This window comes from Pseudomonas sp. NY15356 (genome assembly GCF_048068175.1).
Taxonomy (GTDB): Bacteria; Pseudomonadota; Gammaproteobacteria; order Pseudomonadales; family Pseudomonadaceae; genus Aquipseudomonas; species Aquipseudomonas putida_K.
Genome location: NZ_JBLUPW010000012.1, coordinates 1 through 15,155, shown reverse-complemented (window position 1 = coordinate 15,155; position 15,155 = coordinate 1). Strand labels below are relative to the sequence as shown.

Here is a 15,155-nt window from a genome sequence, read left to right as displayed (position 1 = left end):
GATCCAGCGGGTGGGAGTGCTAGGCTCTGGCTCCTATGCCAACGTACAAGGAGCGCACATGACCCGCTATTCCCTGGCTGCCATCGTCCTCGCCTGCTGTGCCATTCAGGCCCAGGCCGAGGCGCCGTCGTCGTCCTACTCGCAGTGCATGGACAAGGCCATGAGCACCCTGGCCATGAGCAACTGCATCGTAGCCGAGGCCCAGGTGCAGGATGAGCGCCTGAATCGCGTCTACAAGCAACTGATGGCCAAGCTGGAGCCAAGCCAGCAGAAGGCGCTGCGCGATGTGCAGCGCACGTGGATCAAGTACCGTGATGAAAACTGCGCGTTTCATGGGCAGGTGAGCGGCGGCACCGCCCGCCAGCTCGAAAGCGGCATGTGCCTGATGGACCTGACCCGGGAGCGGGCGGCGGAGCTGGAGCGGGTGCTGAGCCCGGGGCAATGACAAGCCAGTCCTGTGGGAGATCACCCAGCCCTTCGGGCTGCGCTGTCGCGCAGAGAACAAGCGGCCAATGCTGCTGCCCCTGTGGGAGCGGGCTTGCCCCGCGATCAATGGCGAAGCCCTTGCCATACAGTCGCGATGACAGGGTCGGCCCAATCGGGGGGCAAGTCGGACCGCCGCTCCTACAGGTTCTGCGCAACACCAGGAAGTTCGTGCATGCGCTGGAGCGCTAGCGGGGTTCCCGCCTGACCCGGGCCTTCAGGTATTCGCGCACTTCCACGCCATCGCCAGCGAACTCGATGCGCTCGGCCTTGGCCTCGCGCTGGTAGGCGTACATCGGGTCGTAATACTCCTTGAGCAAGACCTCCAGCCAGCCGCGATGCAGATCCACCTGGCCACTGCGCAGCTGCTCATCCAGTGCCTGGCGCAGCAGCTCGGACATGCGCTGGTAGCGCTCGCCACCAAGCCGCTTGCGAATGTTGTCCATGCTTTGCGTCAGCCGTTCGGCATACAGGTGGCGCCCCTGGTCTTCGCCGTACCTATCGATGAATTCGGCGAACAGACTTACCCCGTAGTCGCGCAGCAGACGCTCCACACGGTTGTCGAAGCTGTCTTCGAGCCATACCAGCGGGTATTGCTGCATGCCGTGGTACAGCTCCAGGGGTACCGAGCAACTGCCGATGATGCGCCCTTCGTCTTCCAGCACGAACTGCTGCATGCCACGGGCACGTTTCCTGAGAATGTCGATGGCCAGCTGGTTCTCGAAGTCAATCTGCGCCGGCTGCGCGGTGGCGCGCTTGCCGAAGCTTGAACCACGATGGTTGGCATGGCCTTCCAAATCCAGAACGTTGTCCAACTGCAGCAGCACATCGGTCTTGCCCGTCCCCGTCAGCCCGCCGATCAATACGAAGTCGCATTGGTCGACGGCTTGCAAGGTGGTATCGAGCAGGAAGGTGCGCATGGCCTTGTAGCCGCCCTCTACCTTCGGGTACTGAATGCCGGCTTCATCCCTGAGCAAGGCCTGGACGAGCTGCGAGCGCAGGCCGCCGCGGAAGCAGTACAGGTAGCCCTCGGGATGGGCCTGGGCGAATGCCACCCAGGCCTCCAGGCGAGTCTGCTTGATGGCCCCGGTGACCAACTGGTGGCCCAGGGCAATGGCGGCGTCCTGGCCGTGCTGCTTGTAGCAGGTGCCGACTTTCTGCCGCTCCTGGTCGTTCATCAAGGGCAGGTTGACGGCGCCGGGGAAGGCACCCTTGGCAAATTCGATCGGCGCGCGCATGTCCATCATCGGCACGTCATCGAGGAATAGCTGGCGGTAGTCGGTGCAGTCGTTGCGCATTCAAAGCACCTCGACCGCGTGGGTCTGTCGCTCGACCAGCTCGCCGATCGGCGAGAGGGCCAGGTTCAGTTCTGCCGCCATGGCGAGGAACTCGGCCTCGCCTTCGGGGCTGACCGCTACCAGCAGCCCACCGCTGGTCTGCGGGTCGCACAGCAGGTGTTTCTGATCATCGCTCAGGGCACCGATCTTGTGGCCGTAGCTGTCGAAGTTTCGCAGGGTGCCGCCAGGAATGCAGCCCTCGGCCAGGTAGTGATCGACACTGGGCAGGCGTGGTACGGCGTCGTAGCGCAGGTGCGCGGTCAGGCCGCTGCCTTCGGCCAGCTCCACCAGGTGGCCGAGCAGGCCGAAGCCGGTGACGTCGGTCATGGCCTTGACCCCGTCGAGCTTGCCGAAGCGGCTGCCGGGGGTGTTGAGGGTGCACATCCAGTCGCGGGCAAGGCCTTGGTCCTGCTCGCGCAGCTTGGCCTTCTTCTCGGCGGTGGTGAGGATGCCGATACCCAGTGGCTTGGTCAGGTACAGGCGGCAGCCTGCGCTGGCGGTGTCGTTGCGCTTGAGGTGGCGCTTGCCGACCACGCCGGTGACGGCCAGGCCGAAGATCGGCTCGGGGGCATCGATGGAGTGGCCGCCAGCCAGCGGGATGCCCGCTTCGGCGCACACGGCACGACCGCCACGGATCACTTCGCGGGCCACCTCGGGCGGCAGCACGTTGACCGGCCAGCCGAGGATGGCGATGGCCATCAGCGGGTCACCGCCCATGGCATAGATATCGCTGATGGCGTTGGTGGCGGCGATGCGGCCGAAGTCGTACGGGTCGTCGACGATGGGCATGAAGAAATCGGTGGTCGAGACCACGCCGCGCTCATCGTCCAGCGCATAGACCGCCGCGTCGTCGCGCGAGGCGTTGCCGACCCAGAGTTTCGGGTCCAGGGCCTGGGTGCCGCTCTCGGCGAGGATCACATCCAGCACCTTGGGTGAAATCTTGCAGCCGCAGCCAGCGCCATGGCTGTACTGGGTCAGGCGAATCGGTTCGCTCATACGCACCTCGAATTTTCGTGATGCGCGATTGTAGCAAAGCTGGCCTTTGCGCCAGCGACTCTTATAATTCCCCTCCGTCGGCGCGTCGCCGGCCCTTTCCCCGCTATTGAACCGGAGAATCCCATGCTCAAACGTCCCCTGGCGGTCGCCGCCGGCCTCGTGCTGTCTTGCTGTGCCGTCATTGCCCAGGCTGCTGATACCCTGCGGGTGAGTGCCATCCCCGATGAGGCACCGACCGAACTGCTGCGCAAGTTCAAGCCACTGGGTGAATACCTCTCCAAGCAATTGGGCATGGATGTGAAGTTCGTACCGGTGGCCGACTACCCGGCCGTGGTCGAGTCGTTGGCGTCCAACCGCCTGGACATGGCCTGGCTGGGCGGCTTCACCTTCGTCCAGGTGCACCTGAAGGACCCGACCGCCACGCCACTGGTGCAGCGTGAACAGGACGCCCAGTTCACCTCCAAGTTCATCACCGCCAACCCGGATGTGAAGAGCCTGGCCGACCTCAAGGGCAAGTCGTTCGCCTTCGGTTCGATCTCGTCCACCTCCGGCAGCCTGATGCCGCGCTACTTCATGCTCAAGCAGGACAACATCAAGCCTGAAGGCTACTTCAGCCGTGTGGCCTACTCCGGTGCCCACGACGCCACGGTCGCCTGGGTCCAGGCCGGCAAGGTCGACGGCGGTGTACTGAACGCCAGCGTCTGGCAGAAGCTGGTCGACGCCGGCAAGGTCGATACCAACAAGGTCAAGGTCTTCGCCACCACGCCGACCTACTTCGACTACAACTGGACCGTGCGCGGCAACATGGACCCGGCCTTGAAGGAAAAGATCAAGGCCGCCTTCCTCGCACTGGACCCGGCCAACCCCGAGCACAAGGCGATCCTCGACCTGCAGGCCGCCAGCCGCTTCATCGAAACCAAGCCTGAGAACTACGTGGGCACCGAGCAGGCCGCACGCGAGGCCGGTCTGCTCAAGTGACTATCCATCTGCACGGTGCGAGCCTGAGCCATGGCCAGGTCCGCGCGCTCGATGCGGTGAGCCTGCGTATCGACAAGGGTGAGCGGGTCGCGATCATCGGCCCCTCGGGGGCCGGCAAGTCCAGCCTGCTGCATGTGATGGCCACGGCTGTACAGCCCAGCGCCGGGCGCCTGGAACTGCTCGGCGAGCAGCCCTGGGCGCTGTCGGCCAGGGCCCGGCAGCGCCTGCGCGGGAGGGTGGGGCTGGTGCATCAGGCGCCGCCCTTGCCGCCACGCCAGCGTGTGGTTACCGCAGTGCTGGCCGGGCGACTGGGGCAGTGGGGCACGTTGCGGGGCCTGCTCAACCTGGTCTACCCAACCGACGTGCCGGGCGCGCGTCAGGCCTTGGCGGAACTGGGCCTGGCCGACAAACTATTCGTCCAGTGCGGCCAGTTATCCGGCGGCCAGTTGCAGCGCGTCGGCATTGCCCGTGCGTTGTACCAGCGCCCTGACGTCTTGCTGGCCGACGAGCCGGTATCGGCCATGGACCCGGTGCTCGCTGACCACAGCCTGGCGCTGCTCAACCGCCACGCCCAGACCAACGGCGTAACGCTGGTGGCCAGCCTGCATGCGGTGGAGCTGGCGCTGGCGCATTTCCCCCGGGTGGTGGGTATCCGCGATGGCCAGGTGGCGTTCGACTGCCCGGCCCAGGCGGTGACCGAGAGCCTGCTCGACGCGCTGTACGCCAACGAGCAGTTGGGCTCGCCGCCCACGCCGGGGCCGACCCTGACGGTACAGATTCCACGATGCTGAAGGTCGACGCCCGCGACCCGGCGGCTTGGCCCCGGCTGTTGCTGACCCTGCTCGCCCTGGCCGCGCTGTGGCCGGGCTTGCGCCTGAGCGAGCTCAACCCGGGTGTGCTGCTGCAGGCCGAAAACCGCCAACAGATGGCCAGCTTCGCCAGCGGGTTCTGGCCGCCGGCCCATGATGCCGATTTCCTCTCGCTGCTGTTCGAGGCGACCTTGCAAACCCTGGCCGTGGCTACGGCCGGCATGGCCCTGGCCTTGCTGCTGGCGGTGCCGACCAGTTTGCTGGCCAGCCGTGCACTGTCGCTGCGTGCGGCTTCCCGCGGCGGGCGTCCGGGGCTGTGGTCGCGGTTGCTGCGCCTGCCGGTGCGCGGGCTGCTGGTGTTCCTGCGCAGCGTGCCCGAGATCGTCTGGGCGTTGCTGTTCGTCCGCGCCGTGGGGCTGGGGCCGACCGCCGGGGTGCTGGCCATCGCCATCACCTATGCCGGCATGCTGGGCAAGGTCTATGCGGAAATCTTCGAATCGGTGGACCAACGCCCAGCCCATGCTTTGTTGCAGGCGGGTAGCGGGCGGCTTACGGCATTCTTCTACGGCATTCTGCCGGGTGCGGCGGCGGAGGTGGTGTCCTATACCGTCTACCGCTGGGAATGTGCCGTGCGCGCCTCGGTGGTGATGGGCTTCGTCGGTGCCGGTGGGCTGGGGCAGCAGATCGACCTGTCGATGCGCATGTTCGCCGGGGCCGAGGTGGCGAGCATGCTGCTGGCATTCCTGGTGCTGGTGATGCTGGCCGACGTGCTCAGCCGCGTGCTGCGGGGGAGGCTGGCATGAACCGGATGATCAACCTGCTGGTAGTCATCGCGATTCTCGCCGCCGTGGTGGCGTCGTTCGGCTACCTCGAGCTGGACATGGCGTCGGTGGTCGGCAACGGCGGGCTGGCGCAGATGGGCGAATATGCACACCGCTTCCTGAGCCCGGACCTGTCCGCCGAGCACCTGCGGGCCGTAGGCAAGGGCGCGTTGGAGACCCTGGCCATGTCTGGCCTGGGTACGCTGCTGGCAATGGTGCTCGGTCTGTTACTGGCGTTGCCGGCCGCTGGCCGCTTCGGCTGGCCGCTGCAGGGCGCTGCGCGGCTGCTGCTCAACGCCTTGCGTGCAATCCCTGAGCTGGTCTGGGCCGCCCTGACCGTACTCGCCGCAGGCCTGGGCCCCAACGCCGGTACCCTGGCCCTGGCCCTGCATACCGCAGGCGTATTGGGCCGGCTGTTCGCCGAGGCCCTGGAAAACGCGCCCGCCGAGCCTGCCGCCGCCATCCGCCTGCAAGGTGGCAGCCAGGCTGCGGCGTTCTGCTTCGGCACCTTGCCCAACCTCTGGCCGCAACTGCTTGCCTACAGCCTGTACCGCTGGGAGAACAACATCCGCATGGCCAGCGTGCTGGGCTTCGTCGGTGCCGGCGGGTTGGGGCAGATGCTCTACACCACCCTGAGCCTGTTCCAGGAAGCCCAGGCCAGCACCGTGATCATCGGCATGCTGGTGCTGGTGCTGCTGGTGGATGCCTTCAGCGACGTGCTGCGCCAGCGGTACGTGCGCGCCTGAGCCATCCCTGGGGCTGCCTTGCGGCCCCACATGGATTTCGTAAGTCTTGAGAGCGGCACGATCTCGGTGGGAGCTAGCGACAGCCTGCGATGGGCTGCAAAGCAGCCCCAAGCCTTCAAACGCTGGAGCCCGTCCAGACTCAAGGGGCCGCTTTGCGGCCCATCGCAGGCTGTCGCCAGCTCCTACCAAGCAAGCGGAGCCTGGGCCGTATTTGCTGCATGGTTGAGAAGTATGTATTGAACCAACCGAAGGCAATTTGAGCGTGTCCAGCCCCATACAATCTCCCACAGATATGGCGCTGGTCTCGAGGGCGGCAGTGCCCCTGTGGGGGCGGGCTTGCCCCGCGATCGAGCGTAGCACCCGTTATCTGATGTCTCTCGAACAGCGACGATAAAGCTCACCCAATCGTGGAACCGCACTGACTATCTCATCGCTGGAGCGCTTGTCAGAGTGAACCGCTTCCAAATCTTGTTGGGCTGTATCCACTGGGATACGATCCTCCTGCTGGCAGGTGGGGACAAGTCCTCTCAGGCCTCCGATATCCTCAAAGCCAGGCAGCTCGCGAAGGAGATGAAATGAAAGAGAAGCTGATCCCGTTTGACATGGCTACATTGCTGGACAGCGATGAGGCCATCAGTGAATACCTGAGCCAGGTGCTGGCCGATGGTGACAGCGATGAGATCATTCGTGCACTCGGGCATATCGCCAGGGCGCGGGGAATGTCCAAGATCGCTGCAGACAGCGGCCTGGGGCGTGAAAGCCTTTACAAGGCGCTAACGCCAGGTGCTAAGCCTCGCTTCGATACCGTTCTGAGGGTCGTTCGTGCGTTGGGAATCGACCTTTTGGCACGACCCCATTTCGTATCGCGCTGACGTAGGTGCTCATATGAGCGTTTGACTCATCTGTACCAGCGCGACCCGGCTGCCGTCCGGTGCCTGCCGTTCCTCGATACCAAACGGCACGAACCCCAGCTGTGGATAAAGCAGCAGCCCCGCCGTGTTGTGGTTGAAGCACGACACCCACACCTCGCGCGCGGCGAACTGTTCACGGGCCAAGTCGATCATGCACTGCACCAGGTAACGTGCTACGCCACGGCCACGGGCGGCCGGAGCGACCACCACGTTGCCCAATGCACATACGCCACCGTGCTCGGCCTTGTAGAAATTGGCGAAGCCCAGCACCACGCCATCCCCTTCGATCACCGTCGACCCGCTGCGCTGGGCGATGGCATCGCTCAGTTGGTCCGGCGTGAGCGGGTAGGTGGCCTTGGGGAACATATAGAACAACTCATCCGCACCTTGCGGGAAACAGCAGATGGCGGCGATATCGTCGTGGCGCACGGGGCGGTGTGTCAGCTTCATGGGGTATGCCTTGGATCAGTGGGGCTCACTTCAAGGATACATCGAAGGCGAATGCGTGCCCTTGCACTGTCCCCTTGTAGGAGCGGGCTTGCCCCGCGATCAAGGGCGAAGCCCTTGCCATGCCGGTGTGTTTCCAGGCCCGGCCAATCGCGGGATAAGCCCGCCCCATAAGGCTCCGCGGATCAAAGGGCAATGCATCGTTCTATGAGAGAGCGGGCTTATCCGGCGATGAGCCTATGGCTGTGCGCGCTGGCGCCCAACCTCCACGTCATCCATGATCGCCTTGGCCATATCGCTGAGCAGATGTGCCGCCCAGCCGAGGTCCGCCTCGCCATCGGTCGCCGCCAGCAGCGTCATTCGCCGCACACACTGCAGCATCGCCGAGGCCTGGTCCAACGCCAGGATTGCATCCTGTCCCGGCTCCACCCGAAACAAAGGCGCATCACCCGTGCCGTAGCCAAAGCAGGTCACGCCTACTGTCTTGCTTGTCATCGTCATGCTCCTTGTCAGTGGCGTACCTGAACCTTGCTCAGCGCCATTTCCACCATACCGCGAGCCGCCTCGATCTCGTGCATCGTGGCCAGGGTCAGCGCCTGGGCGGATGAGGCCTGATGGGCGAGGGTGTTCTGCTGGGCGATGGAGAGGGCGCAAACCAGGTATTCGGAGGTCTGCATGAGGATGTCTTCGAGAGAATGGGCGAGCTCGGTGGGGTAGGGTGGGTCGGGGACGATCTTTAACATGGTGGTCTCCTAGCTTCGAGAAGGCGCCACCACCATTTGCTGTCAAACAAGAGGGTGGCGGCAGTACGCGGGTTGACAGACCGAGGAAGCTAGGCACTCGGCGCGCCCGAAGGCGCCCCACGTACAACCGCCATAAAAGCGAGCTGATGCGTCGGTAGCTTCGAATCGGCCTGTCAAAGCCGGTCGTTGAATTGGCAACGACAGGCCGAGACTAGAACCCGATCCAGAGCACCGCAATGGCTTGAAAGGGGTAGGAAGTATGTTTGGGAAACAGCCTACAGGGAATGCGGAAAATCTGAAAATTTGAAGCAGTCGCGCATACCCTGTAGGAGCGGGCTTGTCCCGCGATCAAGGGCGAAGCCCTTGCCATGCCGACGCGTTTCCAGGCCCGGCCAATCGCGGGGCAAGCCCGCTCCTACAGAGACGGCGCCATGGCCTTTCAAATCCCAGGCATAAAAAAACCGACCATAAGGTCGGTTTCTTTCGGATCTTGGTGCCCCGAGGGAGACTCGAACTCCCACTCCTTTCGAAAACGGATTTTGAATCCGCCGCGTCTACCAATTCCGCCATCAGGGCTTGTGGGGGCGCAGTATAGAGAGCCTCCGTGGGTCGGTCAATCGGGTTTCATGGTCAATTTTCACTCTTTGGGCTAAACTTTCCGGCCCTGTCGAACCGAACACCATCATGCGCGTCGCCGATTTTTCCTTCGAACTCCCCGATTCCCTGATCGCCCGCCACCCCCTGGCCGAGCGCCATGGCAGCCGTCTGCTGGTCCTCGATGGGCCGAGCGGTGAGCTGGCGCACCGCCAGTTCACCGACCTGCTCGACTACCTGCGCCCTGGTGATCTGATGGTATTCAACAATACCCGGGTGATTCCGGCGCGGCTGTTTGGCCAGAAGGCCTCCGGCGGCAAGCTGGAAGTATTGGTCGAGCGCGTGCTCGACACCTACCGGGTACTTGCCCATGTGCGCGCCAGCAAGGCGCCCAAGCCGGGCACGCAGATCCTCATCGACGGTGGCGGCGAAGCCGAGATGGTGGCGCGCCATGAGACCCTGTTCGAGCTGCGCTTCAGCGAAGAAGTGCTGCCGCTGCTCGAACGTGTCGGCCACATGCCGCTGCCGCCCTACATCGACCGCCCGGACGAAGGCGCCGACCGCGAGCGCTACCAGACCGTCTACGCCGAGCGCGCCGGTGCCGTGGCCGCGCCGACCGCCGGCCTGCACTTCGACGAAGCGCTGCTGGAGAAGATCGCGGCCAAGGGCGTCGAGCGGGCCTTCGTTACCCTGCACGTGGGCGCCGGTACCTTCCAGCCGGTGCGGGTCGACAAGATCGAAGACCACCACATGCATAAAGAATGGCTGGAGGTCAGCCAGGACGTGGTCGACGCCGTCCAGGCGTGCCGTGCCCGAGGGGGCCGGGTGATCGCGGTGGGCACCACCAGCGTGCGTTCGCTGGAAAGTGCCGCCCGTGACGGCCAGCTGAAGGCCTTCAGCGGCGACACCGACATCTTCATCTACCCGGGCCGGCCGTTCCATGTGGTCGATGCCCTGGTCACCAACTTCCACCTGCCGGAGTCCACGCTGCTGATGCTGGTCTCGGCCTTCGCTGGCTACCCCGAGACCATGGCTGCCTACGCGGCGGCGGTCGAGCAGGGGTACCGCTTCTTCAGTTACGGTGATGCCATGTTCATCACCCGCAATCCGGCGCCACGCGGCCCCGAGGATCAAGCATGAGTCGCACCTGTCGAATGTCGTTCGAACTGCTGGCCACCGACGGCAAGGCCCGTCGCGGCCGCCTGACCTTCCCCCGTGGCACGGTGGAAACCCCGGCGTTCATGCCAGTGGGTACCTACGGCACGGTCAAGGGCATGCTGCCTCGCGACATCGAGGCCATCGGCGCCGAGATCATCCTGGGCAACACCTTCCACCTGTGGCTGCGCCCAGGCACCGAGGTGATCAAGAAGCACGGCAGCCTGCATGATTTCATGCAGTGGAAGGGCCCGATCCTCACCGACTCCGGCGGCTTCCAGGTATTCAGCCTGGGCGCCATGCGCAAGATCAAGGAAGAGGGCGTGACCTTCGCCTCGCCGGTCGACGGCTCCAAGGTGTTCATGGGGCCGGAGGAGTCCATGCAGGTCCAGCGCGACCTGGGCTCGGACATCGTGATGATCTTCGACGAGTGCACGCCGTACCCGGCCGAGCACGACGTGGCGCGCACCTCCATGGAGCTGTCGCTGCGCTGGGCCCAGCGCTCGAAGAACGCCCACGCCGACAACACCGCGGCGCTGTTCGGTATCGTCCAGGGCGGCATGTACCAGGACCTGCGCATGCGCTCGCTGGAAGCGCTGGAGAACATCGGCTTCGACGGCCTGGCCATCGGTGGCCTGTCGGTGGGCGAGCCCAAGCACGAAATGATCAAGGTGCTGGATTACCTGCCTGGCCAGATGCCCGCTGACAAACCTCGTTACCTTATGGGGGTAGGCAAACCCGAGGATCTTGTAGAGGGTGTGCGCCGCGGCGTCGACATGTTCGACTGCGTGATGCCGACGCGCAATGCGCGCAACGGCCATCTGTTCGTCGATACCGGGGTGATCAAGATCCGCAACGCGTTCCATCGCCATGATGATTCGCCGCTGGATCCGACCTGTGACTGCTACACCTGCACCAACTTCTCCCGCGCCTATCTTCATCACCTGGATAAATGTGGCGAAATGTTGAGCAGCATGCTGAATACCATCCACAACTTGCGCCATTACCAGCGCTTGATGGCCGGTTTACGCGAGGCTATTCAACAAGGTAAATTGGCCGCCTTTGTCGACGCCTTCTACGCCAAGCGCGGGCTGCCCGTGCCGCCCTTGGACTGACTGTTTGCACTTATAAACTTATAGCAACTGGAGTGCCCAATGAGCTTTCTGATTCCCGCCGCCTACGCGGACGCTGCTGCCCCTGCCGCCGGCCCAGCCGGTACCGGCTTCGAATGGATCTTCCTGGTCGGTTTCCTGGTCATCTTCTACCTGATGATCTGGCGCCCGCAGGCCAAGCGTGCCAAGGAGCAGAAGAACCTGCTGAGCAACTTGCAAAAAGGTGACGAAGTTGTCACCAACGGCGGCATCGCCGGCAAGATCGTCAAAGTGGCCGACGACTTCGTGGTCCTGGAAGTGTCCGACAACGTCGAGCTGAAGTTCCAGAAGGGCGCCGTGGCTGCGACCCTGCCAAAAGGTACGCTCAAGGCTATCTGAGTTACCGGTTTTCTTTTCCAGTCGGGGCGCGCAACGCGCCCCGCGTCTTGAACGGGCGGCGTGATGCTGAACAAATACCCTCTGTGGAAATACCTGCTGATCCTGGTGGTACTGGCGATCGGCTTTATTTATTCCGCTCCCAACCTCTACCCGGATGACCCGGCGGTGCAGATCAGCGGTGCGAGCTCTGCGCTGCACGTGAGCCAGGCCGACCTGGACCGCGCCACCAAGGCGCTGACCGATGCCGGTATCGCCGTCAAGGGCGGCAGCCTGGGCGAGAAGGGCAGTGCGCTGGTGCGCCTGACCAACCAGGAAGACCAGCTCCCGGCCAAGGATGTGGTGCGCAAGGCACTGGGCGATGATTACGTCGTGGCCCTGAACCTGGCCCAGACCACCCCGCAATGGCTGCGCAACCTGGGCGCAAGCCCGATGAAACTGGGCCTGGACCTGTCCGGTGGTGTGCACTTCCTGCTGGAAGTGGACATGGACAAGGCCATGAGCGCCCGCATGAAAGTCTACGAAGGCGAGGTCAAGACCTTGCTGCGCAAAGAGCGCGTCCGCTACCGCAGCCTGCCCCAGCAGGATGGCGGCATCATGCTGGGCTTCGCCGACGATGCCACCCGCGAGCAGGCACGCAGCCTGATCCGCAAGAATTTCAATGATTTCGACCTGACTACCACCGAGCGCAACGAGCTCGCCGTGCTGCGTCTGGCGCTGACCCCGGCGAAAGTGACCGAGATCCGCGAATACTCGATCAAGCAGAACCTGACCACCGTGCGCAACCGGGTCAACGAGCTGGGCGTGGCCGAGCCGCTGGTCCAGCGCCAGGGCGCCAACCGTATCGTGGTCGAGCTGCCAGGGGTGCAGGACACCGCCGAAGCCAAGCGTATCCTGGGCAAGACCGCCAACCTGGAGTTCCGCTTCGGGGCCGAGCCGGGCGCCTCCAAGGCTACCACCGAGGTCTTCGAGTTCCGCGAAGGCGGCCGTTCCGCCGCGGTCGAGCGTGGCCTGATCATTACCGGCGACCAGGTGACCGACGCCCAGGCCAGCTTCGACGAGCATGGCCGTCCGCAGGTCAACATCCGCCTCGACGGCCACGGTGGCGAGCTGATGAGCCGCGCCACCCGTAGCAACGTCGGCCGCAGCATGGCGGTGATCTTCATCGAGCAGAAGCCGATGACCCGCTACGAGAAGCAAGTGGTCGACGGCGTCGAGAAGGACGTGGCGATCCAGACCTTCAAGGAAGAGAAGAAGATCATCAGCCTGGCGACCATCCAGTCGCCGCTGGGTAGCCAGTTCCGCATCACCGGCCTGAACGGCCAGGGCGAGTCGTCCGAGCTTGCCTTGTTGCTGCGCGCCGGTGGCCTGGCCGCGCCGATGTACTTCGCCGAAGAACGCACCATTGGCCCGAGCCTGGGTGCCGACAACATCACCAAGGGTATCGATGCATCCCTGTGGGGCATGCTGTTCGTCTCGCTGTTCATCATTGCCATCTACCGCGCCTTCGGCGTGCTGGCCACCATCGCCCTGGCGGGCAACATGGTCCTGCTGCTGGCGCTGATGTCGCTGCTGGGCGCCACCCTGACCCTGCCGGGCATCGCCGGTATCGTGTTGACCATGGGTATGGCGGTGGACGCCAACGTACTGATCTTCTCGCGTATCCGCGAAGAGATCGCCGCCGGCATGTCGGTGCAGCGCGCCATCCACGAGGGCTTCAATCGCGCCTACTCGGCGATCGTCGATGCCAACCTGACCACCCTGCTGGTCGGCGGCATCCTGTTCGCCATGGGTACCGGCCCGGTCAAGGGCTTCGCGGTCACCATGTCCCTCGGGATTTTCACCTCGATGTTCACCGCCGTCATGGTGACCCGTGCACTGGTCAACCTGACCTGCGGCGGGCGTGACATCAAGAAGCTGTGGGTTTGAGGGAGCTGCGATGAAAACCATCAACTTCATGGGCGTGCGCAATGTCGCGTTCGCCATCACCGTGCTCCTCACCGTCCTGGCGCTGTTCAGCTGGTGGCACAAGGGCCTGAACTTCGGCCTGGATTTCACCGGCGGTACGCTCATCGAGCTGACCTACGAGCGCCCGGCCGACCTCAAGGCGGTGCGTGCCGAGCTGGTCCAGTCCGGCTTCGACGAGGCCGTGGTGCAGAGCTTCGGCGCCACCACCGACCTGCTGGTGCGCATGCCTGGCGACGACCCGCAACTGGGCAACCGCGTTGCCGCGGCGCTGCAGAAGGCCGGGGGCGACAACCCGGCCACGGTCAAGCGCGTCGAGTTCGTCGGCCCGCAGGTGGGTGAGGAACTGCGTGACCAGGGTGGCCTGGGCATGCTGCTGGCCCTGGGCGGCATCCTGGTCTACCTGGCCTTCCGCTTCCAGTGGAAGTTCGCCGTCGGCGCCATCGTTTCGCTGATCCACGACGTGGTGGTGACCCTGGGTATCCTGTCGTTCTTCCAGATCACCTTCGATCTGACGGTGTTGGCGGCGGTGCTGGCGATCATCGGCTACTCGCTCAACGACACCATCGTGGTGTTCGACCGGGTGCGTGAGAACTTCCGCGTGATGCGCAAGGCGTCGCTGATCGAGAACATCAACGTCTCGACCACCCAGACCCTGCTGCGTACCGTGGCTACCTCGGTGTCGACCTTGCTGGCCATCGCTGCACTGCTGTTCTTCGGCGGCGACAACCTGTTCGGCTTCTCCCTGGCGCTGTTCATTGGTGTCATGGCCGGTACCTATTCGTCGATCTACATCGCCAACGTGGTGCTGATCTGGCTGAACCTGAGCAGCGAAGACCTGATCCCGCCAGTCAAGGCCGAGGGCGAGGACGACCGCCCGTAAGCTGTTCCAGGTCGCCGTTTGGCGCAAAGAAAGGCGTGGGTATTGAACTCGCGCCTTTTTTTATGCTCCAAGGCTGGGAGAAGGCGGCTAACCCCGCCGGTATATCAGGAGGTTCACGTGAATAAATCAATGCTTGTGGGTGCGGTACTGGGTGCTGTCGGTGTGACCGCCGGAGGTGCTGTCGCCACCTACAGCTTGGTGAACAAGGGGCCGGAGTACGCCCAGGTTACGGACGTGCAGCCCATCAAGGAAACCATCAAGACGCCACGCCAGGTGTGCAAGGACGTCACCGTGACGCGCCAGGCACCGGTGAAGGACCAGCACCAGATCGCCGGTACCGTGGTCGGTGCCATTGCTGGCGGCCTGCTGGGCAACCAGATCGGTGGTGGTTCGGGCAAGAAGATCGCTACCGTGGCCGGTGCCGTGGGCGGTGGTTACGCGGGCAACAAGGTGCAGGAGGGCATGCAGGAGCGTGACACCTATACCACTACACAAACCCGCTGCAACACCGTCAACGACCTGAGCGAGAAGGTGGTCGGCTACAACGTGACCTACTCCATCGGCGATAAGGTTGGCCGAGTGAAGATGAATCATGAGCCGGGTTCTACCATTCCGTTGGATAAGAACGGCAACCTGGTGTTGAGCGAGAACCAGGCTGGGCAGTAAACCGCGATCTGCCTTTTATGTAGTGTCTAGTCCTGAAATAGGTTTACACCTGTTCAGGTAGGCCGATAGGCCTCAAAACGCCCGATGCACCGCATCGGGCGTTTTGTTTTTCAGGGCCATGTGAGGCCGCTCCG

General features: G+C 64.0%; 17 protein-coding genes and 1 tRNA gene. 12 read left to right on the top strand and 6 right to left on the bottom strand.

Annotation, left to right across the window (positions count from 1 at the left end; translation table 11 throughout):
* Positions 1 to 58 precede the first annotated feature (58 nt).
* On the top strand, positions 59 to 445 hold the full coding sequence (locus tag ACNFCI_RS11880) for a lysozyme inhibitor LprI family protein (RefSeq protein ID WP_084858512.1): 387 nt from the start codon (positions 59 to 61) through the stop codon (positions 443 to 445).
* Between the two features lie 226 nt (positions 446 to 671).
* On the opposite strand, the gene mnmH is transcribed toward ACNFCI_RS11880, so the two are convergent.
* Together mnmH and selD are read right to left on the bottom strand one after the other, a co-directional pair.
* Positions 672 to 1,781 (bottom strand): tRNA 2-selenouridine(34) synthase MnmH, encoded by a 1,110-nt coding sequence (gene mnmH / locus ACNFCI_RS11875; RefSeq protein ID WP_368829188.1) that lies wholly within the window; start codon positions 1,779 to 1,781, stop codon positions 672 to 674.
* Positions 1,782 to 2,816 (bottom strand): selenide, water dikinase SelD, encoded by a 1,035-nt coding sequence (gene selD, locus ACNFCI_RS11870; protein ID WP_084858510.1) that lies wholly within the window; start codon positions 2,814 to 2,816, stop codon positions 1,782 to 1,784.
* Between the two features lie 123 nt (positions 2,817 to 2,939).
* Here selD and ACNFCI_RS11865 point away from each other — a divergent pair, with 123 nt between their 5' ends.
* The 5 genes from ACNFCI_RS11865 (at position 2,940) to ACNFCI_RS11845 (ending at position 7,042) form a co-directional block, all read left to right on the top strand.
* Positions 2,940 to 3,794: a putative selenate ABC transporter substrate-binding protein gene (locus tag ACNFCI_RS11865; protein ID WP_196143669.1), complete on the top strand. Its 855-nt coding sequence runs from the start codon at positions 2,940 to 2,942 to the stop codon at positions 3,792 to 3,794.
* On the top strand, positions 3,791 to 4,585 hold the full coding sequence (locus ACNFCI_RS11860) for a phosphonate ABC transporter ATP-binding protein (protein WP_416768000.1): 795 nt from the start codon (positions 3,791 to 3,793) through the stop codon (positions 4,583 to 4,585). The genes ACNFCI_RS11865 and ACNFCI_RS11860 overlap by 4 nt, the downstream gene beginning before the upstream one ends.
* On the top strand, positions 4,579 to 5,406 hold the full coding sequence (locus tag ACNFCI_RS11855; RefSeq protein WP_416767999.1) for a PhnE/PtxC family ABC transporter permease: 828 nt from the start codon (positions 4,579 to 4,581) through the stop codon (positions 5,404 to 5,406). Before ACNFCI_RS11860 ends, ACNFCI_RS11855 begins: the two co-directional genes overlap by 7 nt.
* A complete protein-coding gene (gene phnE / locus ACNFCI_RS11850) occupies positions 5,403 to 6,170 on the top strand; it encodes a phosphonate ABC transporter, permease protein PhnE (RefSeq protein ID WP_416767998.1) in 768 nt (255 codons plus the stop codon). The genes ACNFCI_RS11855 and phnE overlap by 4 nt, the downstream gene beginning before the upstream one ends.
* Before the next feature lie 575 nt (positions 6,171 to 6,745).
* Positions 6,746 to 7,042 (top strand): addiction module antidote protein, encoded by a 297-nt coding sequence (locus tag ACNFCI_RS11845; protein ID WP_224456851.1) that lies wholly within the window; start codon positions 6,746 to 6,748, stop codon positions 7,040 to 7,042.
* A gap of 9 nt (positions 7,043 to 7,051) precedes the next feature.
* On the opposite strand, the gene ACNFCI_RS11840 is transcribed toward ACNFCI_RS11845, so the two are convergent.
* The 4 genes from ACNFCI_RS11840 to ACNFCI_RS11825 all read right to left on the bottom strand — a co-directional run bounded on the left by ACNFCI_RS11840 (position 7,052) and on the right by ACNFCI_RS11825 (position 8,847).
* A complete protein-coding gene (locus ACNFCI_RS11840; protein ID WP_084858505.1) occupies positions 7,052 to 7,531 on the bottom strand; it encodes a GNAT family N-acetyltransferase in 480 nt (159 codons plus the stop codon).
* A 234-nt stretch (positions 7,532 to 7,765) separates the two neighbouring features.
* A complete protein-coding gene (locus ACNFCI_RS11835) occupies positions 7,766 to 8,023 on the bottom strand; it encodes a DUF3077 domain-containing protein (RefSeq protein WP_172403054.1) in 258 nt (85 codons plus the stop codon).
* A 14-nt stretch (positions 8,024 to 8,037) separates the two neighbouring features.
* Entirely contained in the window at positions 8,038 to 8,271 is a 234-nt protein-coding gene (locus tag ACNFCI_RS11830; protein ID WP_084858502.1) for a hypothetical protein, read from the bottom strand.
* A 491-nt stretch (positions 8,272 to 8,762) separates the two neighbouring features.
* A tRNA-Leu gene (locus ACNFCI_RS11825) sits at positions 8,763 to 8,847 on the bottom strand.
* A 108-nt stretch (positions 8,848 to 8,955) separates the two neighbouring features.
* Between ACNFCI_RS11825 and queA the strand changes: the two genes are divergently transcribed.
* The 6 genes from queA (at position 8,956) to ACNFCI_RS11795 (ending at position 15,021) form a co-directional block, all read left to right on the top strand.
* Complete coding sequence (gene queA / locus ACNFCI_RS11820) at positions 8,956 to 10,005, top strand: tRNA preQ1(34) S-adenosylmethionine ribosyltransferase-isomerase QueA (RefSeq protein WP_324814478.1); 1,050 nt, start codon at positions 8,956 to 8,958, stop codon at positions 10,003 to 10,005.
* A 14-nt stretch (positions 10,006 to 10,019) separates the two neighbouring features.
* Entirely contained in the window at positions 10,020 to 11,135 is a 1,116-nt protein-coding gene (gene tgt / locus ACNFCI_RS11815) for a tRNA guanosine(34) transglycosylase Tgt (protein ID WP_167358102.1), read from the top strand.
* 39 nt (positions 11,136 to 11,174) lie between these two features.
* Positions 11,175 to 11,510, top strand: a complete 336-nt coding sequence (gene yajC / locus ACNFCI_RS11810; protein WP_010223473.1) for a preprotein translocase subunit YajC — start codon at positions 11,175 to 11,177, stop codon at positions 11,508 to 11,510.
* Between the two features lie 63 nt (positions 11,511 to 11,573).
* Entirely contained in the window at positions 11,574 to 13,436 is a 1,863-nt protein-coding gene (gene secD / locus ACNFCI_RS11805) for a protein translocase subunit SecD (RefSeq protein ID WP_084858497.1), read from the top strand.
* Positions 13,437 to 13,446: 10 nt separating this feature from the next.
* Entirely contained in the window at positions 13,447 to 14,355 is a 909-nt protein-coding gene (gene secF, locus ACNFCI_RS11800) for a protein translocase subunit SecF (RefSeq protein ID WP_224456847.1), read from the top strand.
* Positions 14,356 to 14,472: 117 nt separating this feature from the next.
* On the top strand, positions 14,473 to 15,021 hold the full coding sequence (locus ACNFCI_RS11795) for a glycine zipper 2TM domain-containing protein (RefSeq protein ID WP_084858495.1): 549 nt from the start codon (positions 14,473 to 14,475) through the stop codon (positions 15,019 to 15,021).
* Positions 15,022 to 15,155: the final 134 nt, after the last annotated feature.

What these genes read in the sequence shown, in the direction of transcription:
- ACNFCI_RS11880 (WP_084858512.1), top strand. Translation starts at nt 59, where the DNA reads ATGACCCGCTATTCCCTGGCTGCCATCGTCCTCGCCTGCTGTGCCATT.
- ACNFCI_RS11865 (WP_196143669.1), top strand. Translation starts at nt 2,940, where the DNA reads ATGCTCAAACGTCCCCTGGCGGTCGCCGCCGGCCTCGTGCTGTCTTGC.
- ACNFCI_RS11855 (WP_416767999.1), top strand. Translation starts at nt 4,579, where the DNA reads ATGCTGAAGGTCGACGCCCGCGACCCGGCGGCTTGGCCCCGGCTGTTG.
- secD (WP_084858497.1), top strand. Translation starts at nt 11,574, where the DNA reads ATGCTGAACAAATACCCTCTGTGGAAATACCTGCTGATCCTGGTGGTA.
- mnmH (WP_368829188.1), bottom strand. Translation starts at nt 1,781, where the DNA reads ATGCGCAACGACTGCACCGACTACCGCCAGCTATTCCTCGATGACGTG.
- ACNFCI_RS11835 (WP_172403054.1), bottom strand. Translation starts at nt 8,023, where the DNA reads ATGACAAGCAAGACAGTAGGCGTGACCTGCTTTGGCTACGGCACGGGT.
- ACNFCI_RS11830 (WP_084858502.1), bottom strand. Translation starts at nt 8,271, where the DNA reads ATGTTAAAGATCGTCCCCGACCCACCCTACCCCACCGAGCTCGCCCAT.
- phnE (WP_416767998.1), top strand. Translation starts at nt 5,403, where the DNA reads ATGAACCGGATGATCAACCTGCTGGTAGTCATCGCGATTCTCGCCGCC.
- queA (WP_324814478.1), top strand. Translation starts at nt 8,956, where the DNA reads ATGCGCGTCGCCGATTTTTCCTTCGAACTCCCCGATTCCCTGATCGCC.
- yajC (WP_010223473.1), top strand. Translation starts at nt 11,175, where the DNA reads ATGAGCTTTCTGATTCCCGCCGCCTACGCGGACGCTGCTGCCCCTGCC.
- ACNFCI_RS11845 (WP_224456851.1), top strand. Translation starts at nt 6,746, where the DNA reads ATGAAAGAGAAGCTGATCCCGTTTGACATGGCTACATTGCTGGACAGC.
- secF (WP_224456847.1), top strand. Translation starts at nt 13,447, where the DNA reads ATGAAAACCATCAACTTCATGGGCGTGCGCAATGTCGCGTTCGCCATC.
- selD (WP_084858510.1), bottom strand. Translation starts at nt 2,816, where the DNA reads ATGAGCGAACCGATTCGCCTGACCCAGTACAGCCATGGCGCTGGCTGC.
- tgt (WP_167358102.1), top strand. Translation starts at nt 10,020, where the DNA reads ATGTCGTTCGAACTGCTGGCCACCGACGGCAAGGCCCGTCGCGGCCGC.
- ACNFCI_RS11840 (WP_084858505.1), bottom strand. Translation starts at nt 7,531, where the DNA reads ATGAAGCTGACACACCGCCCCGTGCGCCACGACGATATCGCCGCCATC.